The 21,979-nt window shown below is 64.5% G+C and carries 21 protein-coding genes and 1 tRNA gene; 7 read left to right on the top strand and 15 right to left on the bottom strand.

Going from position 1 to position 21,979, the window contains the following annotated elements; genetic code table 11:
- Nucleotides 1–37: 37 nt before the first annotated feature.
- The 10 genes from THI_RS11035 to THI_RS10995 all read right to left on the bottom strand — a co-directional run bounded on the left by THI_RS11035 (nt 38) and on the right by THI_RS10995 (nt 10,024).
- Nucleotides 38–796, bottom strand: a complete 759-nt coding sequence (locus THI_RS11035) for a c-type cytochrome (protein WP_013106330.1) — start codon at nt 794–796, stop codon at nt 38–40.
- Nucleotides 793–2,130, bottom strand: coding sequence for an FCSD flavin-binding domain-containing protein (locus tag THI_RS11030; RefSeq protein ID WP_013106329.1), 1,338 nt, complete (start codon nt 2,128–2,130; stop codon nt 793–795). Before THI_RS11030 ends, THI_RS11035 begins: the two co-directional genes overlap by 4 nt.
- 10 nt (nt 2,131–2,140) lie before the next feature.
- Nucleotides 2,141–2,530 carry a c-type cytochrome gene (locus tag THI_RS11025; RefSeq protein ID WP_013106328.1) on the bottom strand — a complete coding sequence of 130 codons (390 nt, stop codon included), beginning with the start codon at nt 2,528–2,530 and terminating at the stop codon, nt 2,141–2,143.
- Between the two features lie 9 nt (nt 2,531–2,539).
- Entirely contained in the window at nt 2,540–3,775 is a 1,236-nt protein-coding gene (locus THI_RS11020; protein WP_013106327.1) for a hypothetical protein, read from the bottom strand.
- 1 nt (nt 3,776) lies between these two features.
- Nucleotides 3,777–5,210, bottom strand: a complete 1,434-nt coding sequence (locus THI_RS11015; RefSeq protein WP_013106326.1) for a cytochrome c — start codon at nt 5,208–5,210, stop codon at nt 3,777–3,779.
- A gap of 317 nt (nt 5,211–5,527) precedes the next feature.
- Nucleotides 5,528–6,643 carry an NADH:flavin oxidoreductase/NADH oxidase gene (locus tag THI_RS11010; RefSeq protein WP_013106325.1) on the bottom strand — a complete coding sequence of 372 codons (1,116 nt, stop codon included), beginning with the start codon at nt 6,641–6,643 and terminating at the stop codon, nt 5,528–5,530.
- Nucleotides 6,644–6,757: 114 nt separating this feature from the next.
- Nucleotides 6,758–7,549: a glutamate racemase gene (murI, locus tag THI_RS11005; RefSeq protein ID WP_013106324.1), complete on the bottom strand. Its 792-nt coding sequence runs from the start codon at nt 7,547–7,549 to the stop codon at nt 6,758–6,760.
- Nucleotides 7,546–7,779, bottom strand: a complete 234-nt coding sequence (locus THI_RS18480) for a cysteine-rich CWC family protein (RefSeq protein ID WP_013106323.1) — start codon at nt 7,777–7,779, stop codon at nt 7,546–7,548. Before THI_RS18480 ends, murI begins: the two co-directional genes overlap by 4 nt.
- Entirely contained in the window at nt 7,780–9,315 is a 1,536-nt protein-coding gene (locus tag THI_RS11000) for a fumarate hydratase (protein ID WP_013106322.1), read from the bottom strand.
- A gap of 58 nt (nt 9,316–9,373) precedes the next feature.
- Nucleotides 9,374–10,024: a YqhA family protein gene (locus THI_RS10995; protein WP_013106321.1), complete on the bottom strand. Its 651-nt coding sequence runs from the start codon at nt 10,022–10,024 to the stop codon at nt 9,374–9,376.
- A 202-nt stretch (nt 10,025–10,226) separates the two neighbouring features.
- Here THI_RS10995 and acs point away from each other — a divergent pair, with 202 nt between their 5' ends.
- From acs to THI_RS10980, 3 genes are all read left to right on the top strand, one after another.
- Nucleotides 10,227–12,206, top strand: coding sequence for an acetate--CoA ligase (gene acs / locus THI_RS10990; RefSeq protein ID WP_013106320.1), 1,980 nt, complete (start codon nt 10,227–10,229; stop codon nt 12,204–12,206).
- 51 nt (nt 12,207–12,257) lie between these two features.
- Nucleotides 12,258–12,348: transfer RNA gene (locus THI_RS10985), tRNA-Ser, on the top strand.
- A gap of 247 nt (nt 12,349–12,595) precedes the next feature.
- Complete coding sequence (locus THI_RS10980) at nt 12,596–13,687, top strand: tyrosine-type recombinase/integrase (RefSeq protein ID WP_231836170.1); 1,092 nt, start codon at nt 12,596–12,598, stop codon at nt 13,685–13,687.
- Between the two features lie 103 nt (nt 13,688–13,790).
- Here the strand turns inward: THI_RS10980 and THI_RS10975 are convergent, their stop codons facing one another.
- Nucleotides 13,791–18,299 carry a bifunctional diguanylate cyclase/phosphodiesterase gene (locus THI_RS10975; RefSeq protein WP_013106319.1) on the bottom strand — a complete coding sequence of 1,503 codons (4,509 nt, stop codon included), beginning with the start codon at nt 18,297–18,299 and terminating at the stop codon, nt 13,791–13,793.
- Between the two features lie 12 nt (nt 18,300–18,311).
- The gene (locus tag THI_RS10970; RefSeq protein WP_013106318.1) at nt 18,312–18,584 is read right to left on the bottom strand and encodes a hypothetical protein; all 273 of its coding nucleotides are present in this window, start codon (nt 18,582–18,584) and stop codon (nt 18,312–18,314) included.
- A gap of 217 nt (nt 18,585–18,801) precedes the next feature.
- Here THI_RS10970 and THI_RS10965 point away from each other — a divergent pair, with 217 nt between their 5' ends.
- From THI_RS10965 to THI_RS19370, 4 genes are all read left to right on the top strand, one after another.
- Nucleotides 18,802–19,182: a hypothetical protein gene (locus THI_RS10965; protein ID WP_013106317.1), complete on the top strand. Its 381-nt coding sequence runs from the start codon at nt 18,802–18,804 to the stop codon at nt 19,180–19,182.
- Complete coding sequence (locus tag THI_RS19190) at nt 19,182–19,787, top strand: nucleotidyl cyclase domain-containing protein (protein WP_013106316.1); 606 nt, start codon at nt 19,182–19,184, stop codon at nt 19,785–19,787. Before THI_RS10965 ends, THI_RS19190 begins: the two co-directional genes overlap by 1 nt.
- The gene (locus tag THI_RS19185) at nt 19,742–20,101 is read left to right on the top strand and encodes an FHA domain-containing protein (RefSeq protein ID WP_269450345.1); all 360 of its coding nucleotides are present in this window, start codon (nt 19,742–19,744) and stop codon (nt 20,099–20,101) included. Before THI_RS19190 ends, THI_RS19185 begins: the two co-directional genes overlap by 46 nt.
- Nucleotides 20,102–20,176: 75 nt before the next feature.
- On the top strand, nt 20,177–20,380 hold the full coding sequence (locus tag THI_RS19370) for a hypothetical protein (protein ID WP_156515513.1): 204 nt from the start codon (nt 20,177–20,179) through the stop codon (nt 20,378–20,380).
- 82 nt (nt 20,381–20,462) lie between these two features.
- Here THI_RS19370 and THI_RS10950 read toward each other — a convergent pair whose 3' ends face one another.
- The 3 genes from THI_RS10950 to THI_RS10940 form a co-directional block, all read right to left on the bottom strand.
- Nucleotides 20,463–21,137 (bottom strand): Crp/Fnr family transcriptional regulator, encoded by a 675-nt coding sequence (locus THI_RS10950; RefSeq protein WP_176140485.1) that lies wholly within the window; start codon nt 21,135–21,137, stop codon nt 20,463–20,465.
- Between the two features lie 137 nt (nt 21,138–21,274).
- Nucleotides 21,275–21,580, bottom strand: coding sequence for a hypothetical protein (locus THI_RS10945; RefSeq protein ID WP_041608996.1), 306 nt, complete (start codon nt 21,578–21,580; stop codon nt 21,275–21,277).
- A 16-nt stretch (nt 21,581–21,596) separates the two neighbouring features.
- The gene (locus tag THI_RS10940) at nt 21,597–21,956 is read right to left on the bottom strand and encodes a hypothetical protein (protein WP_041608995.1); all 360 of its coding nucleotides are present in this window, start codon (nt 21,954–21,956) and stop codon (nt 21,597–21,599) included.
- Nucleotides 21,957–21,979: the final 23 nt, after the last annotated feature.

Below are 21,979 nucleotides of genomic sequence, written 5' to 3'. Positions count from 1 at the left end.
CTGCGGCCTAAGGGGTATTACCAGCTCAGTCCGCCCGTCAATCCGCTTTCGCGGTTTGGCTTTGCCCCTGGCTGGCGTAGTAGCGCGCAATGAGCAAGGTATCGGCGTCGCTCAGGCGCTGGCTGAACTGGCTCATGCCTTTGTACACATCGTTTTGGCGCTCGCCGTTGTGATACAGACGCATGGTGCGGATGAAGTAGTCGGTCGTCTGACCCGCGATGGCTGGCGTCGTGCCCTTGCCTTCGCCGTGCAGGCCGTGGCACGACGCGCAGGCGGTGATGAGGCGGTTGGCGTCGCCTTTGCGCACGAGTTGCTCCACCCGCTTGTGCTCTGCGGCGGTTAGGGGCGCTGCGAGGGCGGCCTGGGCCTGCGGCGCCACGGGCTTGGGCAGGCTGGCGTAGTAGGCGGAGACATCCGCGATCTGTTGCGGGGTCATCAGGCGGGCGATGCTGGTCATCAGCCCGGCGCGTTCGTCCTCAAAGCGCAGGCCGCTGCGATAGTCGAGCAGCATCTTGGCGGTGTAGTCGTAGCGCTGGCCGGCGACGCTGGGCCAGTTCATCGTTGCGGCATTGCCAGCGGCGCCGTGGCAAGAGGCGCACATCATGGAATCGTGCACGGCCTTGCCCGCGGCGGCATTGCCTGTGGGCAGATCGCCCAACGCGGTTTGCAGGGTGACGGGGCTCCAGGGCTTGGGCGCGGGTTTGTTGTGTTCGCTGGCTTGCGCAAGGGAGCTGGCGAGAAGCGCGGCGGCCAGGGCGAGTGTGCGCCACGCAGTGGGGAATGCGGCGGTGATCATGCGAAGATGTCCTGAGTGAAGGCCTGAATCCAGGCTTGCTGATAGACGGCGGACAGGCGGATTTGCGCGGGCGTGGCGTCGAGCGGCAGGTAGCGGGCTTTGTTGACGCGGCCGATCTTGCCGTCTTCCTTGATCTTGAATACGTCGGCGACGAACAGACCGTAGTCTTTGCCGGCCAGGGCGTAGCAGGTGTTCTCCCAGACGGGCGTGCCGGGGTCTCGTCCCGCCAGACCGTCGGTAATGACCCGGGCCACCCATTTGGCCTGGGTGTTGGCCGAGAAGCCCGACTTGGGCATGACATCGGCGATGCTGGAATCGCCGATCACGTACACGTCTTTGTGCAAGGTCGATTCAAACGTGGTGCGGTGCACCGGGCAAAAGCCGCTGTCGTTGGTGAGGCCGAAGTCGAACGCGATCTGCCCGGCGACCATGGCCGGGATGATGTTGATCACGTCGGCTTTGATGGCGCCGCCCGCAGTGTGCAGGGTCATGGTCTTGGCGTCCAGACGATGCGGGGTGCCGCCGGCCTTGGCCTGAATCCACTCCAGCGCGCAGGGTTGGGTGGAGGGCTGGAGTTTGGCCGCGAGCTTGGTGCGGTACTCCTGCGGCGGCTGGAAACCATAGAGCCGGTTCCAGCCGAGCAAGGCGGTTTCGTCGGTGACAAAGCTGTCCTTCGGGTCGGCGATGATGACCTTGGCGCGCGGGTTGTGTTTGCTGAACCACTCCGTCATGAGCGCGGCGCGCTCGTAGGGGCCGGGCGGGCAGCGGTAGGGGTTGGGCGGTGCGGCCAGCACGAAGGTGCCGCCGTCGCGCATGCTCTGCAACTGCTTGGCCAGCAGGGCGGTCTGCGCCCCGGCAATCCAGCCGCTGGGCACTTGGCTGTCGGCCAACTGTTCGCTGTAGCCGGGCAGGCTGTCGTAGCGCAGCTTGATGCCGGACGAGACGATGAGTTTGTCGTAGCCCAAAACCTTGCCGCTGGCCGTGGTGACGGTTTTGTTCACCGGGTCGAGACTTTTGGCGGCATCGAACACGAAGGCCACGCCATGCTTGTGCCGCAGCGCGTCATAGCTCACCCGCAGGTCTTGCATCGTGACGTGCGCGTTGAGCACCTCGCTCGATCCGTAAGGGCGGATATAGACCGGGTTTTTTTCGATCACCGTGACCTGCAGGCTGGGATCGGCCAGCTTGAGGTATTTGGCCGCCGTGGCGCCACCCACGCCACCGCCGACGATGACGATGCGAGCAGACGCCTGACCGGCGCGGGCGATGGCGGGGAAGGCAACAGCGCCCAATGCCGTGGCACTGGCGAGCAGAAATTGACGACGAGAGTTCATGGAGTGCCTCTTATTCGGGTTTGACGGCGGCGAAGTAGCTCGCCATGGCGTCGATTTCGCCATTGCTGAAGCCCTGCGCCACATGGCCCATCAGCGTGGAGGGGCGCTTGCCATCGCGGAAATCGCGCATGGCCTGCGCCAACTGCGCTTTGGGCATGCCAGCCAGGGGCATGAAGGCGGCAGCGTGTAGCCGTCCGTCCGTGCCGTGGCAACCGGCGCAGGTTTGCGCCATGGCGGCGCCGCTGGGCGGTGCTTTGGGCCCGGGCGGCAGGGTTGCGGCGGCTGGTGTACCGACCGCTGCAGGTGCGGCTGGCGCGGCAAAAGCGGGAGCATTCGCGCCGAGCAGGCCGATGGCGAACACGAGCCCGATCAGGACGAGGGTGAGGTGATGAAGTCGCATACGAAATCCTTATCGCGCCCAGACGACGAAGCCGACCACGAAGAACTGAACGATCCAGAGGCCGACCAGCCACATTGAAACCGTGCCGATGCGGTCGATGGCGGCCGATGGGGTGTAGATTTGGCCCTTGGGCGTCTGCCCCACCTTCCAGGCAATGGTGAGAAAGTAAGCCAGGGTGCTGCCGCCAATGAGGGCGAAGGTAGAGAAGAACAGCACGTTGCTGTACCAGTCGAGGTGCACGGGGTAGGTGAACACGTCATAGCCGTGTATGCCCTTGAGCACCGTCCAGCGCAGCACTTCGCGCAGTGCCGCCACGGCAATCAGCGCCACTGCGCCGAGGGCGAAGGGGGCGTAGCCGAGCGAGGTGTGCAGCGTGCGCTGGCCCAGCACCGTGGGCAGCGCCACGGTGAGCAGCAGCAATGCCACGCTGAGCAGCACGATGGGCGAGGTGGCAAACCCGGCGATGTTGGCAGGCAGGGTGGCCATCCAGCCGCCGAGAAACACCAGGGCGATCACCCCGCCGACATTGAGCATCTTGCTGGCGAGGGCGCCGACCCACTGGAGGTAGTTCGCTTCGGCCAGTTGCCCCGCGCTGAGGTAGCGGCGATAGGCGAACAACCAAGCCCCCGTCACCGGTGCGGCCAGGGCGATGAAAAAGCCGAAGCGCCACAGGTTGTAGTCGTGCAGCGTGCGGCCGCGCGGCTCGATCACCCCGCCCGGTGCGTACCAGCTCATCCACTTCTCGGGGCTGAGCATTTGCTGGGTGAGCACATGCATGATGAAGCCCACGACCAGAAACAGCGCCAGCGCGGCCACCAGGCTCCAGCCCGAGCGCGTGTCGTGCTGAGGGTCGTCGAGGTGATGATTGCGACTGTAGAAAAAGTACAGCGCCATATAGCCGGCAATGAGCAGCACGATAAAGCCCACCACCCACCAGGCCGACAGCACATTGCTGGTGTACCAAAACGGGTCATAGGTCACCTGCACGAACAGCAGCGGCGCCACGCCGAGCACCACGGCCACCGAGACGGCGATCTTGGCGGTGGTGGTCATGGCCGCGGCCAGGCGGCGGCGCATGGGGTTGCGGCTGAAGGCGTTGGCGAGCACCAGCGCCGTGCCGCCGAGCATGACCTGTACCGCCGCGATATGCAGCGCAAAGGTCAGCACGCCCAGCACCAGAAAGACGATGGGGTGAGACGGAACCCCGGCGACGTCGCGCAGGGCATAGAGCATTTCAGAAGTCATGTCAGCGCACCTCTTGGGTCAGGGTTGCGGGCAGCGCAGCGGCTTGGTCGGCCTGCGCCAGTGCCGCCTTGTGCTGGATGTGGGCGATGGCGGCCTGCGGCTGCTTCATGTTGACGATGAATACCGCAAGCGCCTCGGCTTCTTCGGGCTTGAGCGGAATCATCGGCATATACATCGTGGCTCCGGTGGAGAGCGCGCCGCGCAGGTAGTTTTCCACCTCGGTCACGTTGGTCGCGCCGCCGAAGTAGCGATGCAGCGGTCGCATGCCGGTATCGCTCAGCGAGTGGCAGTTGGAGCAGGTCGTCAGCGCCAGTGACTCGCCCACTTTGAGCATGTTGTCCGGCGTGACCACGCGCAGCTCGTTGGGAACGAACACCTGCGTCTTGAGAAAGCCATGCGTCTCCAGCAGCGGAATCTCGCTCTTGATGTTCATGCCCGGCACATCGCGGCCGACGACCTGATTGGAATAGATGTACTGCCCGGCCACCCAGGGCTTGCGGATGGACTCGCGCGCCACTTCCTCCGGCCACAGCCCGAACAGCAAAATGCTCACGGTGGCCACCGACGCCCCCCACACCACCAGGGTGCGCGAGGAAATCAGCGTCATCACGAAGTAAGCCAGAATGCCCAGCAGCACGGTGATGATGGCCGGCTGGAAGTAGGACGGCAGGCGGTTGTCCATCACCAGATGCGCGGTTTCCGGCAGGGTGCGGATATACCACTGGAACAGCGCCGCGCCGGTGATCGACGACACGATGCCCAGCCAGGCCAGCTTGCGCGAAATCTCACGCTTGAACGCCGGATCGGTGATACGCGCCGCGACGATGCCGCCGACCACCGCCGCCATGGTGAACATGAACGCGGTGCGCATGGCGAGCTGGGCGAAGGTGTTGCTGCCGTAGAAGCCGTTGAGGTAGCCCCCCTCAGTGAACCAGACCTCCTTGCCCGGCACCATCATGAACGACAGAATGCCCAGGATGATGAGCATGGTGGTGTAAGACGCCATGCCGAAGATCACGGCGATGCGCATATGCGTGCGCTGATCGACCCGGCCGACCAGGTAGATCACCAGATAGACGCCGACCACCTCGATGACGAAAAACACCCATTCGGTGGCCCATTTCCACACAAAGCTGTGGATCAGCGCCGAAATGCCGCGCGGACTGGCCACGGTGGTGGTGAACCAGATGCCCGGCCCGGTAATCGAGCCGATGACATACGAGAACACCAGCAGGAACATGCCGTATTTGCGGATGTAATCCAGCAACTGCGGCTGATTGCGCCGGTAGGCGAGCACCGCCAGATACGCAAACAAAATGGCCGCGCCCACCGAAGTGTGCGAAGCCAGCACATGAATGGTGGCCATGATGCCGACGACCCAGCCACTGCCCACACCCGGTTCATACCAAGTGGGATAAAGCCCGACCCAATCCATCTCGACTCCTAGTCTCGGTGCGACCTGCACCGCAATGTTGCAAAAGACAACACTTTGTTACTGGCAGGAGTATCGAGAGCGGAGCTCAGTAGGGATTTGATCAACCGCAAATTGCAAATTGAGACTTGCAGGTTTATCTATGTGTGAGTGACTGGGGTCACAAACCGCCCGCAAGTCGCAGAAATTCAGGGTTTACGCGAATTGCGTTCGCTGGGGCGGACCGTTGATCCGCGCCGGGGCATGGGCCTGTCAGCGCGGTTTCATTTGATCTGACGCAGACGGGCCACAGTTGCGGGGGCTGGATGCGAGGCTGCAGCTCAGCGCTGGCCGATGGCGGCGTTGGCAAACACGCCGCGGGCGTCCCGCGGCTCGCTGCGCCAGTATTGCGGCGGTACCTTGACCTGCGCGCCCAAGGCGGCTGCGGCCTGCCAGGGCCAATGCGGATTCCACAGCAGGGCGCGGGCCAGCGCGACCAGATCGGCCCGGCCTTCAGCCACGATGGCTTCGGCCTGTTGCGCTTCGGTAATGAGGCCGACGGCCATCGTGGGCAGCCCGGTCGCCTCTCGCACTGCCTGGGCCAATGGCACCTGATAGCCGGGGCCGATGGGAATTTGCTGCTTGGGGGACAAACCGCCGGAAGACACGTCGATCCAGTCGCAACCTCGCGCCTTGAGCGCTTGCGCGAAGGCAAGGGTTTGCTCCAGATCCCAACCGCCCTCCACCCAGTCGGTTGCCGAGACCCGCACGCCCAGCGGAATGCTCGCGGGCAAGGCGGCGCGCACGGCATCGAACACTTCCAGCGGATAGCGCATGCGCTGGATCAGGCTGCCGCCGTAGCCGTCGTCGCGCTGATTGGACAGCGGCGACAAAAACTGGTGCAGCAGATAGCCGTGCGCGCAGTGCAGCTCCACCGCTTGCAGGCCCAGGCCGGCGGCGTGTCGCGCGGCTTGGACGAAGGCGTTGCGGATGCGCTCCAGGCCGCTGGCGTCCAGCGCTTGCGGTGCAGCCTCCTGCGCGCCATGTGGCACGGCGGAAGGGGCCACGGTGGGCCAGCCGCCTTGCGAAACCGGTAGGAGTTGACCGCCGTCCCAGGGCCGCGCGCTCGATGCCTTGCGCCCCGCGTGCCCGAGTTGAATGCCGATGGGCATGTCGCTGAAGCTGCGCACCTCGTCAAGAACGGCGCGCAGCGCCGCCACGTTGTCGGCTGAATACAGCCCCAGACAGCCGGGGGTGATGCGGCCGATGGCTTCGACCGCGGTGGCCTCGATGAACAGCAGGCCGGCGCCGCTTTGCGCCAGCTGGCCAAGATGCACGCGGTGCCAGGGCATGGCATTGCCCTCCACGGCGCTGTATTGGCACATCGGACTGACCACGATGCGGTTGCGCAGGCTGAGGGCGCCGAGTGAAAACGGGGAGAAGAGTTGAGACGACATAGGCAATGAACGGAAGAATCTGACAAGCAGCTGCAACGGGCGGCTGGCGTGGGATAAAACATCTCGTTCCATTGTCCCCGCATCAGCGGTTTTCTGCAGGGCAGGGCGGTGAGATCAAGCGGCGACTTCGTTCCAGCGATGGATGGCGGCGTCTTGCAGCCCGCAAAGATCTGCCATGCGACGCAGCACGGCGAGATCGCCATTGGTGTAGATCTGCGGCAGTTCGGGCCTCTGTGCGCTTGTTTGTTGCCACAGACGCGCGGCTTGCCGCGCCACGGGCTCGGCGGTGTCGAGCAGGTGCACTTGGGGGCCGAGCTCGGCCTGAATCTGCTCGGCCAGCAGGGGGTAATGCGTGCAACCCAGCACTACGGTGTCGCAGCCGGCTGTGCGCAGCGGCGCGCAGAACTGACGGATCAACTGCTGCACTTGCGGCGCCTGCAGATCACCACGCTCCACCGCGTCGGCCAGACCGGGGCAGGGCTGCAGCACCGGCTCGGCAGCGGCGGCATGGGTGTGCAACAACGCGCGGAACTTGGCGCTGCGCAGGGTGGACGGGGTGGCCAACACGCCGACGCGCCGCGCATCGCTGCGGGCCAGTGCGGGCTTGATGCCGGGCTCGATGCCCACGAAGGGCAGATCGAATTCCGCGCGCAAAGCGGTGATGGCTGCCGCGGTGGCGGTGTTGCAGGCCACGACGATGAGTCGTGCGCCTTGCCCGATCAGAAAGCGGGTGATCTGGCGTGCGCGCTGCTGCAGAAAATCGTCGGGCCGGTCGCCGTAGGGCGCGTGGGCCGAGTCGGCGACATAGATCAGGCTGACCTGCGGCAACTGCGCCCGCAGCGCACGCAGCACGGTGAGGCCGCCCACGCCGGAATCGAAGACGCCGAGCTTCGGGGTTGGGCTCATGAGCGACGGTTTGGCTGAGCGGGCTCGGCATCCGCGCATTGCGGGCAGATACAGGCCAGGCCGATGCACGCGGGCGGAATGCGTGCCAGGGTTTGCGGCGCAAAGCGCACGCTGACGCACCAGCAAGTGGCCGATTCATTCCCCGCGGCCCGCGCGCACGCATTGGGCTGACCGCAGAGCGGGCAGCGCGCGGGGTCGCAGGCGGGGCGGTCTGCGGGCAACGGGGGCATTTAGGTGGAGGTGATGGGAATTTGCGGCATTTGCGCGATGCGCGCTTTCCACTGTGCCGGGCCGGTCTGATGCACCGAGATGCCCTGCGCGTCCACCGCCACGGTCACAGGCATGTCCTGCACGGTGAAGGCATAGATCGCCTCCATGCCCAGGTCTTCAAACGCCACGACGCGCGCCGCTTTGATGGCTTTGGCCACCAGATACGCTGCGCCGCCCACGGCCATGAGCGAGGCGCTGCGGTGCTTTTTGATCGCCTCGATCGCCACCGGGCCGCGTTCGCCTTTGCCGATCATGGCAATCAGCCCGGTCTGTGCGAGCATGGTCTCGGTGAATGTGTCCATGCGGGTGGCGGTGGTCGGGCCGGCCGGGCCCATGACTTCATCGCGCACCGGGTCGACCGGGCCGACGTAGTAGATCACCCGGTTGGTGAAATCGACGGGCAGTGTTTCGCCACGCGCCAGCATGTCGGCAATGCGCTTGTGCGCGGCATCGCGCCCGGTGAGCAGTTCGCCCGAGAGCAGCAGGGTGTCGCCCGGCTTCCAGCTCGCCACTTCTTCTCGGGTCAGGGTGTCGAGATTGACGCGGCGGCTGCGTGCGGCATCGGGCTGCCAGTGCACTTGGGGCCAGAGGTCGAGACTGGGCGGATCGAGAAAGGCCGGGCCGCTGCCATCGAGCACGAAGTGGGCATGACGGGTGGCGGCGCAGTTGGGGATCATGGCCACCGGCTTGCTGGCCGCGTGGCACGGGTAGGTCTTGATCTTCACGTCCAGCACGGTGGACAGGCCGCCGAGACCTTGAGCACCGATGCCCAGCGCGTTGACCTTTTCAAACAACTCGATGCGCAGTTCTTCCAGCTTGTTTTGCGGGCCGCGCGCCAGCAGATCGGACATGTCGATATCGTCCATCAAGGCTTCCTTGGCCATGAGCATGGCCTTCTCGGCCGTGCCGCCTACCCCGATGCCCAGCATGCCCGGCGGGCACCAACCGGCGCCCATGGTCGGCAGGGTGGCGAGCACCCAATCGACCAGGTTGTCGCTGGGGTTCATCATGATGAACTTGCTCTTGTTCTCGCTGCCGCCGCCTTTGGCAGCGACTTTCACCGACACGGTATTGCCGGGCACGAGGTTGATGTTGATGACGGCCGGAGTGTTGTCGCGCGTGTTCTTGCGGGCGAAAATCGGATCGTCCACGATCGAGGCGCGCAGCACGTTGTCGGGGTCAAGATACCCCTGCCGTACCCCGGCGTTGACCACTGCATCGAGGCCGTCGTCAAAGCCTTCCAGGCGCACGTTCAGGCCGATGTCGAGAAAGACATTGACGATGCCCGTGTCCTGACAGATCGGGCGATGCCCTTCGGCGCACATGCGGCTATTGGTCAGAATCTGCGCCATGGCGTCCTTGGCCGCAGGCGACTGCTCGCGCTCATACGCTCTAGCCAGATGGCTGATGTAGTCGGCCGGGTGGTAGTAACTGATGAACTGCAGCGCTGCGGCGATGCTGTCGCGCAAATCGGCGGCGCGGATAACGGTGGTCATGGTGTGAACGGTTTGTTGTGGATGAAACAGGTGGCGCCGGGATTGACAGGCGGCGGGCCTAATGAGCCTCGTCCGCCTTGACATGGCCCAGCAGCATGGTGCGGGTCATCATGCGGTCGGTGTAGGCGATCGCCATGGCCGAAAGCAGGAACACGACATGGATAGTGGTCTGCGCCACCAACGCTTTCACGCTATAGGCGTCGGCGTTGATGAAGGTGCGCAGCAGGTGGATAGAAGAAATGCCGATGATGGCCATCGCCAGCTTGACCTTGAGCACCGAGGCGTTGACATGCGACAGCCATTCCGGCTGATCGGGATGATCTTCGAGGTACATGCGCGACACGAAAGTTTCGTATCCGCCCACGATCACCATGATGAGCAGATTGGCGATCATCACCACGTCGATCAGGCTTAGCACCACCAGCATGATGGTCGTCTCGGTGAGTTTGGGCGCGGCGCCATGCGCCAGAGCCTGCGCATCCTCCACGGGCAGAGGATTGCGCACGGCGATGGCTTCGAGCAGGTGTGCCAGCGAGGCCTGATTGCCGAATGCCGCGCCGACCAGATCGGTGAGTTCCACCCAGAAGTGAAAGACATACACCCCGAGTGCCAGGATCAGCCCCACATAAAGCGGCAACTGCAACCAGCGGCTCATGAACAGCAGGCGGGGGATGAAGGGGACGTGCGGCAGGTCGGGCGGACGAGGCATGGCGGTTCCGGTGACGGGGATTGAATCGCGATTCTAGAAGGGCACCGTCTCGCTCCAATTCAGCCCCACGCCAGCGCTGCGCACTATGCTCGAGGTGCAGCGTCAGGGCTGCCGTCAGGGCTACGTAAGGGCGCAAAATTCAGATAGCAATGTTTTTTCCTGCGCCTTTGCGCTGAGATTTCACAAAACGAAGGAGACTGTCATGAGCGACACCGCCACACACCCGCACGAACGCAAAGTTTATTACCCCTCCCAGCAAGCCGTGCAGTCCGCCCGTATTTCCGGCATGGACGCCTATCGCGCCCTCTGCGCCGAGGCCGAGGGCGATTACACCGGCTTCTGGGCGCGCATGGCGCGAGAAAACCTGCAATGGCAGCAACCCTTTACCCACGCACTCGACGACAGCCAGGCCCCGTTCTACAAATGGTTCGATGATGGGTGGCTCAATGTGTCCTTCAACTGCCTGGATGTGCACGTGCAGGCCGGCAAGGGCGACAAGACTGCGATCGTGTTCGAGACCGATGACGGCGCCGTCACCCGCGTGAGTTACGCCGAATTGCTCGACAGGGTGGGCCGCTTTGCCAACGCACTCAAATCGCTCGGGGTGAATAAGGGCGACCGCGTGGTGATCTATATGCCCATGTCGATTGAGGGCGTGGTGGCCATGCAGGCCTGCGCCCGAATCGGGGCCACGCACTCGGTCGTGTTCGGCGGCTTTTCGGCGCAGTCGCTGCGCGACCGTATCGAAGACGCGGGCGCCGTGCTGGTGATCACCGCCGACGAACAGCGACGCGGCGGCAAATCGCTGCCGCTCAAAGCCATCGTCGACGAGGCGCTGGCGCTCGGCGGCTGCGACACCATCCGTCATGTCGTGGTCTATCAGCGAACTGGTGGCAACGTGGCCTTCACCGCCCCCCGCGATCTCTGGATGCACGAACTGTCCGCAGCCCACAGCCCGGATTGCCCGCCGGTTTGGGTCGAGGCAGAACATCCCCTGTTTCTGCTCTACACCTCCGGCTCCACCGGCAAACCCAAGGGCGTGCAGCATTCCAGCGCGGGTTATCTGCTGTGGGCCAAGCTGACCATGCTCTGGACCTTCGACATCCGCCCGGACGACCTGTTCTGGTGCACCGCCGACATCGGCTGGGTGACCGGGCACAGCTACATCGCCTACGGCCCGCTGGCTTGCGGCGCCACCGAAATCATGTTCGAGGGTGTGCCGACCTTTCCAGACGCCGGACGCTTCTGGAAAATGATCGAGCAACACAAGGTCACCATTTTCTACACCGCGCCCACGGCCATCCGCTCACTCATCAAGGCTGCAGAGACCAACCCCGCCGTGCACCCGCGCAACTACAAGCTCGACAGCCTGCGCATCCTTGGCACCGTCGGCGAGCCCATCAACCCCGCGGCCTGGGAGTGGTATTACGAGCACATCGGCGGCGGTCGCTGCCCCATTGTTGACACTTGGTGGCAGACCGAGACCGGCGGCCACATGATTACCCCGTTGCCTGGCGCGACGCCCATGGTGCCCGGTTCCTGCACCCTGCCACTGCCCGGCATTACCGCCGAAGTGGTGGACGAAACCGGCCACGATGTGCCTTGGGGCACCGGTGGCATTCTGGTCATCAAAAAGCCCTGGCCAGCCATGATCCGCAACATCTGGGGCGATCCCGAACGCTTCAAGAAAAGCTATTACCCCGAAGAACTGGGCGGCTACTACCTGGCAGGCGATGGCGCCATTCGCGACGCCAATGACGGCTACTTCACCATCACCGGCCGCATCGACGACGTACTCAACGTCTCCGGCCACCGCATGGGCACGATGGAAATCGAATCCGCCCTGGTTTCGCACCCGCTGGTGGCCGAAGCCGCCGTGGTCGGCCGCCCGGATGACATCACTGGCGAAGCCATCTGCGCGTTCGTCGTGCTCAAACGCCCCCGGCCTGAGGGCGAGGAAGCCCTGAAAATCGCGGCCGAACTGCGCAACCATGTGGGCGTGGAAATTGGCCCCATTGCCAAGCCGAAGGACATTCGCTTCGGCGACAACCTGCCCAAGACGCGCTCCGGCAAGATCATGCGTCGCCTCTTGCGTTCTCTGGCCAAGGGAGAGGCTGTCACCCAGGATACCTCTACGCTCGAAAATCCCGCCATCCTCGACCAACTCGGCAAAACGCATTGACCCTGAGGCCCCCAAGCCGGGAGCCCTCGTCTGCTATAGTCGTGGGTTACCGGAGAGATGGATGAGCGGTTTAAGTCGCACGCCTGGAAAGCGTGTAAGGGTCAATAGCCCTTCGGGGGTTCGAATCCCCCTCTCTCCGCCAGAATTGATCCAAAGTAGTCCCCAAGAGCCCCGCGCAGTTTCTGTGACAGGGCTTTTTCATAGGGAAGAGCGTCCATAATCGTCCCACGACATCCGGGGCGATACCACGCCAGCCAGCCGCCAATCGTGGTATCGTTCATGGCATCCAGAAGGGCGATACCATGAGTCTCACCGTGAAGGCTGTCGAGGCAGCCAAGCCGCAGGAGCGGCCCTACAAACTCACCGACGGCGGCGGCCTGTAGCTCTTTGTGGCGCCCACCGGGCTGAAGAGCTGGCGCGCCAACTATGCGCAGAACGGCAAACAGCGCACCCGGACCTATGGCCGCTACCCGAGCATGTCTCTGGCGCAGGCCCGCGCGGCGCATGCGCAGGCCAAGAGCGCACCAAACGATGCAGAGGCTGCCACGCCCGCCGCGAAGGTCGCACCGACGTTCAAGGCGATCGCTGAGCAGTGGCTCAAAATCAAACTGCCCTCCCTCTCCAACGGCAAGCATCAGGGGCAGGTCGCCGGGACGCTGGAGCGCTTCGCGTACCCCGCGATTGGTGCGCTGCCGATCGACCAGATCCCGCGCACGAAGCTCGTCGAGGTGGTGCAGGCCGTGCAGAAGGGTGGCCGTGTGGAAACCGCGCACCGAGTAGCCGGGCGCATCGCCGCGGTGTTCGACTACGCTCAGGACGTGGGTTACATCGAGAGCCACGGTGCCGGAGGCCTGGTGCGCGTGCTGCAGCCGCGTAAGGTGAAAAAACCGATGGCCAGTATCCCGCCAGACGAGGCCGGTGCGCTGCTCGCGGCGATCGACGGCTATGAGGAACCGGTTACCCGCCTGGGATTGCAGTTGCTGGCCTTGACCTTCGTGCGCGTCGGCGAGATGCGCGGCATGCGGTGGGCTGAGCTGCGCGAGGACGGCGCGGTCTGGGTGGTTCCTGAAGACCGCATGAAGGCGGGATTGCCGCACGTCGTGCCGCTGTCACAGCAGTCGCGCGCGGTGCTCGAACAACTCCGGGTGTTCACCGGTGATCGCGATCTGGTGCTGGATTCGCCCCTGCGCCCGGGGCATCCGCTATCTGAGAATACTTTCCTGTTCGCGCTTTACCGACTGGGCTATCGCGGCCGGATGACGGCGCATGGATTCCGGGCTCTGGCGTCCACCGTGCTCAACGAGCAGTCTGGCTTTGCACACGATGTCATCGAGCGCCAGCTCGCGCACCGGGAGACGGACGCGGTTCGCGCGGCGTACAACCGGGCGCAGTATCTCGATCAGCGCCGGGGGCTGATGCAGTGGTGGGCGGATTGGCTGGATCGACAGCGCGAATTATCCTCGCCAATCGCAAGCGTGTGAGGTTGCCAAGTCGCGCAGCGCGAAAAGCCGGCGATTTCCTCCGCTTTGGTTGACGCGTGGCCTGTGTCTGCGGCGCGTGTTCGTGCGGGCCATTCCGGTCGTTTCATTCCCCCTGCCTGACCCGCTCGCGCAAACCCTGCAGGAGCACCTCGCTGTTGCGCTGCACATCGATTCCGGCATGAATCTGCCGATGCGCTTGCTCCAGCGCGCTGCCCGTCAGGCCGCAGCGCTCCAGATAGGCCGTCAACGGGCAAGCAGACAAGGCGGTGGGGCGCGCGCTGTCATCACGATGCATGTAGTCCCAGTGATACGTCAGCGCGCCCAGCGCCGTTTGCAGTGCCTGCCGCGCGTTGCCCAGTTGGAAGTTCCGTATCCGGGCGGGCAGATCGGCACTGGGCATGGGCCGGGACAGGCCATAGCCTTGTCCGTACGGCGCGCCCAGCACCTGGGCCATCTCGATCAATCCCGGCGTCTCCAGCCCTTCGACCACCACCTCCGTATCCAGGTCACGCCCCAGACGCACCAGCGCGGCCACCATTGAGAGCACGCGCAACGGATCGCGCTGCACATCGCGCACCAGATTCTGGTCGATTTTGAGGGTTGAGATCGGCCATTGCCGCAGCCGCGTCAGGCTGCTGTAGCCCGAGCCCAGATCGTCGATCGCCAGCTTCACCCCCAGGGCATGCAGTTGCATCAGGGTCTGCTGTTGCTCGGGCCTGTCCAGCGCTTCCGTCTCGAGTAATTCCAGCGTCAGCCGTTGCGGGGCCAGAGCGTAGTCCTGTAGTCGCGCCTGCACCTTGCCGGGCCAGGCGTCCTCAGCCAGCAGAGACGGCGGCAGGTTGACCGACACATCGATGATCAGGCCGTCATCCTCCCAGGATTTGACCGCTTGCAGGCTTTGCCGCAGCCCCTCTTGAAACAAACGGCGCAGTTCCGGCACACCCAGAAGCGGCAGGAATTCGCCCGGAGAGAGCCACTCGCCACTCGGCATCTGCAGACGGGCCAAAGCTTCAACCTTGGCCGCCTGGCCGGTGCGCAGATCGACGATCGGTTGCATCCACATGCGCAAGCCGCCATCAAACAACGCTGCACGCCGCTGCTGGGCCTGCGCAATGGGCACAAAGAAGGTGGGGGACGCGGCCCGGCTGGCCATCAACTGCCAGCGCAGTCGCAAGCCTTGCAAGAGTTGCTGCATCCAGGTAGCGGCGAACTGGTTGGGGTAGGTGCCATACAGCGCCAGAACCGCCTGGCTGCGCCCCTGCGCGTCGCAGACCGGCACCGCGGCCACACTGCGCACCCCATACGTGTGATGGAACTGCGTCCAAGGCTGCAGGCCCGGCTCGCGCCACACGGCGCCGGTCTGCTCCACCTCGGCGCTGCGCCAGGCGCGCGCCATGAGCGCTTGGCCCCGCGCAGACTGCGGATCGATCGTGGAGATCAGTTCTACTTGACGCAGCGCGGCCAGCACCTCATCCATCGGGACGGTGCCCACGGCATGGGTGAGTTGCAGCACGCCCTGTGCATCAGGGCGGGCGAGCGTCACCCCGAGGATCCCCGGCAAGCGGGCCAGCATGCTGATTTCGTCGCGCACCACTTGCGCCCAGGGCGTGCTGTGATCGGGCAGGGGGGAGGTCAAGGGCGCCAGGAGCACACTGAGGGTGTCGGTGTGCGCCTGGAGTTGCGCGCCCACGTCATCGTCCAGACGCGATTGCAGCAGATGCAGCAGCAAACTCCGCTGTGCCGGTTGAGAGAGGGACTGAAGCCACTGCTCGGCCAAGATGCGCTGATAGGCCCGCATCATGGTCAACAGCATCGAGGCGGTCACCCCGGTGAGGGCATGCACCTGCCCGATGTGCTGCGCGGCAGACACGATGGCCTGTTGTGCGGTGCCCGGGTCGAGCAGGAAGCGCAAATGCTGCGTCTGATGCGCCTTGAGCTGCGCGAACTCCGCGGGCTCAAGGGTCTGCACAATGGCCTCCATCTCGGGATGTGCGGCCATGTCGGCGTACCAGCTTGCAACAAACCGGTCGGTCGTCGCCTCCCAGAAGGCGCGGTGACGCTCCAGCAGCGCCTGCGCCTGCGGCCCGTAGGCGTCCAGCGGCTGCCCGTCATCGGGCGCAGCGGCTTGCAGCGCGCTCGCGTCGAGGGTCCACCAGCGGGCACGGTCGCCTTTGTGCGCCTTGGCGACGTACATGGCCGCGTCGGCCTGGCGCAGCAGGCTGTCGGCATCTTGCCCGTCGCCGGGAAAGAGCGCCGCGCCCAGGGTCATGCCCACCGTGGCCTGCCACCCTTCGCCCAGGTCGAAGGGCGTCTCTACCGCCGTGTGCAGACGGTCGAGCGCGGTCTGCAACTGCGCCATGACGGTTTCAGCGTCGAGGTCTTCGAGGATGACGACGAACTCGTCGCCCCCCAGACGCGTGAGCAGATCGGGGCGACGCAACTGCGCGCGCAGGCGCGCGGCCAACTGCCGCAGCAGGTCATCGCCCGCCGCATGGCCGAAGGTGTCGTTGACGGGCTTGAAATCGTCCAGATCGATCATGCCCACGGCCAGATGCGTGCCGCGGCGCCGGGCCCGCTCGATCGCCAAGGGGAGGTGCTGCTCCAGGGCGAAGCGGTTGGGCAAGCCGGTCAGCGCGTCGTGGCGGGCGCGATAGGCTTCGTCGCTCTGCTGCTGTGCCAACTGGTGACGCAGATCGAGCGCATCAAGCCCCCGGCCGAGCAGGTCGCCCACCCGGGTACACAAAGTCACGGTATCGGCATCAAAAACGCCGCGCTCGGCTGACACGAATGCCAAGACGGCCCAGATCGCTCCGCCCCGTCGCACCGGAGTCGCCAGGGCGCTTGCCCAGCGATGCCGCTGCAGAAACTCCAGCCAGGGCGCAAGCTGGGGGTCGGCCTGATGATCGTTATTGAACACGGTGCTTTGCGTCAACCAAGCGCGCACGATCAGTGGGCCGTTGCCGTCTTGCGGCAACCTGATGTGAAGATCAGCGAGACCCTCAGTACCTTCGCCGACTTGCGCCAACACCTGCATCTGCCGCTGGGCGTCGGGGCGGCCGATCCACACGGCATGAAATGCGGTGTCGTGGGTCATCTGCTGGCACAAACGCGCGAGCAGGTCGCGCTCGTTGTGCGCGTGAATCAGCACGTCACCGGTCTGCATCAGCGCTTGGTACTGGCGCTTCAGGCGGTTGATCTGGCGGCGCTGTGCGATGCGATCAAGCCCACGGGAGACATCCTCCGCCAGTTCAGTGAGCAAGGACTGCATCGGGGTGTCGAAGGCCACGTCGTCACTGCGGTAGAGCACCAACAGCCCAAAACGCGCCCTGTGGTGATGCAGGGCAAGCGTCGCGCTGGCGTGCAGCCCCAGAGCCTGCGCACGCTGGCGCCACGGGGCCAAGGCGGGCGTATCGAAAGAGGTATTGAACACTGGCCCGCCATGGCGCCAGACCTGTCCGGACGGCCCCTGTCCCTGCGGGATGCCGGGGTCTGTGCAGAGCACTAACCCCTCGAGATAGGCCGTCTTGCCTGCTGACGCGACGGGCGTGAGCAGGCCACTCTCCTGCGGGCGCGCCACCAAGGCCAGCGCCAGTTGGCCCCGGCTGATCGCCAGGTCGCAGACGGTTTGCAAAAAAACATCCAGGTCCAAGCTCTCAGCAGCAACCTGGTTGACCTGCGCCAGAAAATCCTGCAAGTCACCCATGCGGTGCAGCAGCTTGACCTGCCGCTCTCGCTGCGCCAGCAGCCGCACGATGCTTGCCCAGGCCAGAATGAGCAACAGCAAGGAGCCGAGCTCGAACCCCCAGCGCAGCTTCGCCCCGCGCGCGTCAGTCTGTAACGCCAGCGCGGCGGGCCAGCTCGCCTGCACCCTGAGCGGAAAGCCGGCGATGGGCGCGGACACCGCATCAGAGGATCGGTGCGCAAGCGAAGCGGGTTGAGCCAGGCGCACCTGGCCGTGGTCCACCACGCCCAGCAGGCTGCCATCGCGGGTATCGCGCACCGAAAGCACCCAGGGGTGGGATGCGTGCGGGCTTGGCGGCTGCAGGAGTTGATCGAGCCGGTACGGGGTGCCGACGAAGTAGCGGGTCGCGCCGCCGCGGCCGCGTACCCGATACCGCATGGTCAGCACATGCGTGCCGACGCGCGCGGCAAAATGGTCTTGGCCCAGCAGAAAATCAGGATCGCCGGGCAATGAGGTAAAGCCCGCCCCCCCAGTGATCGGTTGGCTGCTTTGCGCCTGGCTCGACCACACAATGGTGTTGCCGTCGGCCGACTGGATGTTGAAGGCGTACAGACTGGGGTGCAACGCCATGAAGCGTCGCAGGGTCTGCATCACATGGGGTGCGGGATGCGCGGGATCGGCATCCGGCCCGAGCAGGGCGACGGCCGCGAATTGCAGTTCGGTGAACTGGGTCTGCAACCGGCTGGCGATATCTCCCGCGAGGTTGGCGGCGGCGGTGTGGGCCTGCTGCTGAATGCGGTCACGGGTGGCGTGATACGCATTGAATTCTGTCCCGCCAATCCAGGCCAGCAACAACAGCAAGGGCAGGAGCAACACGGCCCCGCGCAGAGAGCGCGAGCGCAGGACGCACTGGGTTATGGTGCGAGGCATGGAGGGCTGCGCTCACTGATGAGGCGGTTGTTTCGCGCTGGGATGCGCTGCGGGGTCGGGCATCGTCCAGGGCGTGTGCCGGGCCGCACGCAGCGGCCACTGTTGCGCCAGGTGCTGCAGCACGGCGAAGCGGTTTGCGGCGTCGCGCTGCAGCGCGTCCAGCGCGCTGTCGTCGCCCCGCCGCACGGCCCGATCACACGCCTGGAGTGTGTCGAGATACGCCTTGCGAGCGTCGTCCAGCATTGTTTTTAGCGCCTGCAGCGGATCGGTAGAACGGGAGGGCATGAGCGGGGAGTGCGGTACAGGCGGGCCATTTATTTTTAATGAAGCGAATCTTCTGCGGCCCCATCGATTCCGCAGAAGAAATACCCCACGAGATTGTGAAATAGTGCACGTAAAGGCAAAAAACAGGCACGGGGCTCGGTTCAGATCACGCCACAAGCAGCCTACCATCAAGCAGCCTACCATCAAGCACACAGAATCTGCATGGCCAAGCAACCCGATGAGCAACTCCCTGCCCGATGCGAAAGCGCCAGCCCCGTCGCTTACGGCGCGGGTGGAGGCGCTGTTGCGCGATCCCCGCGGCGCGTTCTGCCCTCGCCCGGTCTTGCTGTGCCTGGCGCAGGACCCCAGCGCTGAGCAGGTGGTCATGCAGGTGGGTGAGGATGAGCAGGGCCGGGTGCGTCTGATCACCGATGCGCCGCTCGCAGACGGGGTGGAGTACGTCCTGCGCGCTGTCTCGGGGCCACCGGATCGGCCAACACCGGTCTATGTGCTCGACAGCTCTCGCGAAGGCGTGCGCCCCGAAGACGCCGAGGCGCGTCGTTGGATCAACACCCTCAGTCCAGTGCGCGTGGCGCCGACGGCTTTCCCTCAAGACTGATGCTCGCTTTCTGGAAAAAATCCGCCCGCTCCAGCCCCCCGCTGGTCGCGCTCAGCGCCGACGTGCCGCCGGTGCATACCTTGTTTTTGACCTTGGGAGAGGGCAAAGCCAGGGAGGTGCTGCAGCGCGGGGTGCAGCGTCTGGCGCATCTTGCCGCAGCACAGGGCGGGATGGTGATGCGCGCGGATTCGACCAGTCTGCTGGCCTTGTTCGAGCAGGCCGAGGCAGCCTTACGCTGCGCACGCGCCTTGCGCCGGGACCTGGCGCTCTGGGTTCGCCCCATTGCGCAGGAGGTGGACGTGCATGTGGACATCGGCCTGAGCTGGGGCCTGGTCCACGGCCATCCGCCCGACTACGAAGGGCCGACTCTCACGCAGGCGCAAACGCTGGCCGCCGCAGCCGAAGGCGGGCAGATTCTGCTGGATGCGGCGCTGGTGCAGCAGTTGCCGGTTGCGCTGCGTCAGTCTCTGCAACATGTGCACCGAGTGGACCCGGAATTCGGCCTGACCGAAGCCTGGTTGGATTTGACCGCAGACGACGCGCGGGCGACCGATCCCTTGTGGCTGCATCTGCAACCCGCCAAAGGGGAGCCGAGCAGATTGTGACTCCGGGGGAGGTGATTCGCATCGGCCGCGCCCCAAGCACTGAGGTGCGCATCGATCGCGAGGGGGTATCGCGCCAGCATGCGGTCATTCTGTGGTGCGGCGGCGACTACACGCTGACCGACCTCAGCCGCAACGGCACCTGGCTGCAATATGGGCTGTCTGGCGTGGTGGTGCGGGTAGCGCGCAGCGCCGCGGTGTTGCGCGCAGCAGGCGCGCTGTACTTCGGCCGGGCGCCACAGGCCGGACAGCCGCCCGATGTGCGCTTTCTGGTGGAGCGGCCGCGCGCGGAGTCGTCTGAGGGCTGGCAGGCGTGACACACCCCCAGTTCGGGCGGTTTTCGATGGGTCATTCTGTCTGCGCTTTCAAAAATTTTCGGGAATATTTGAGACATGAATAACTTATCCAGAGTTCCGTTAAGCCCTGTAGTCGGAGGATTGATCCTCATCGAACCTGATCGAAAAACAAAGGTGGAAAACACCGGAAAATTTCCCATCGAGAGCGATGTCGGCCGTGCGCTTTCCAGGCAGCCAGAACCAATTGGATTTGTTTTACGCGGAGTGACACGCCAAATAGTGCTTAATATAAGCTTCTGAACACTGAACGCGACTGGTCGCCCGCTGATGCCGTGCTGGGAACAACACCGGAAATTTCACTGCGTGTTTTTCTAAGGGCTCATCACAATGTTTGGCCGTGCTGCGACGTCGGGGCAATGCGCTGCACGCGTCGCCCCTTGGAGCGCATCCCGGGCTGCGGCAACAGGCGCAACTCCATCGCCGCTCTATCCAGGCGATAGAAGCGGGGGCCGATTTTCTCGATCAGGCCGTCCCGGAGCAAAGCGGCGATTACCCTGCTGGCCGTTTCTAGCCGCATGCCCGCTATCGCGCCAAGATCTTCCCGTTTGGGCATGGCAAACGTCTCGCCGAACAGCGGGTCTGCCATTTTGAGCAACAAGCGCGCCAAGCGCGTGGTGGGGGTTCCCGTGCCCAGCAGAGTGGAGAAATCATCAGTGTCGCGCAGCGCACGGCACCAGCGCTCAATCAGATCCCGGCGCAATGTCGGTGTATCGCGTTCCAGAAGGCGGATGGTCTCAACCCCGATGCGGCACACCCGGACGGAGCTGATCGCCGTCGCTCGGTAAAAATAGGGAGCGGAAATGCAGGCTTCCAGACCGATCAGATCGCCCCTCTGTGCAAGACGCGCCACGCGTAGCGCGCCATCAATCGGGGCGCGATCAAGTTTCACCAGTCCGATTTTGATGGTGTAAAGCCATCCTTGGCGATCACCTTCCTGGAACAGTTCCTGGCCGTTGGAGAACTGCAGATCATCAATCGGCAGAGGCAAGTCATCCAAGTCTGCGCTTTGGAGTGCTGAAAACAGAGCGATGTTGCGTACCGCGCACCCTTGGCAGCGAGAGCCGCTGCGAGCAGATCTTTCCGCGCAGTCGGTTTCGTGCAGAGCCGCACCGCTGACTCGGCCTGACGACGCAATCATGCGGGATCATTCTCCCTCAATTGGGAAATCGTCCAACCCAACACGCGGACTGCGCCGATACAGGTCGCTTCATTGGGGAGATGATCCAGCGCGAGGACCGCTGCCGCAGCGCGAGCGGCGGATAGATCGAACACGCCCGATCCGCTGTGACGTTTGAGTTGATTTTCCGCCAGATCGATCATATCGAGCGTTTGCCTTGCCGCATCTCGGGTCGGCTTGCGCCCCAGGCGCGCCATCGCTATCACGCGCTGCGCGGCTTCGAGACGTGAGATCAGTACGGATGCGTCAAGATAGGGTGGCATTGCTGAAAAGGTCCTCTCAGGGGCGCCGTGCGCGCAAGCGTTGCGCACATGGCGGCACGATATACCGCTTGCGCGTCCAGATAGAGCAAAAAACAGCCGTCACCGCCAAAGGCAAGATGAAGTCAAAGAAGAACAGCGCTTGCGGATCTTGTGCAGCCCCCCAGTGAATCAGGAACATCGTCCCTACAAGCACACACAGAGCCAATCCGACCTGGATACGCGGCAAGCGCGCAAAAACCTGTTTCATGCCCGCCACCCAGAGGATGGACAGCAGCGGGATCAAAGTCTCCAGGATGGAAACATGCTGCCACACTACGGCGGCAGTCAGTTCACCCACGACCAGGGCGAACGCGGCGCCAACAGCCCAGCGGGGCATTCGACGAGGTGCTGGCCACTCAG

The sequence above is a fragment of the Thiomonas arsenitoxydans genome (assembly GCF_000253115.1).
GTDB classification, from domain to species: Bacteria; Pseudomonadota; Gammaproteobacteria; order Burkholderiales; family Burkholderiaceae_C; genus Thiomonas; species Thiomonas arsenitoxydans.
Note: the sequence above shows the minus strand (reverse complement) of the source record. Positions and strands in the feature narration are given on the sequence as shown.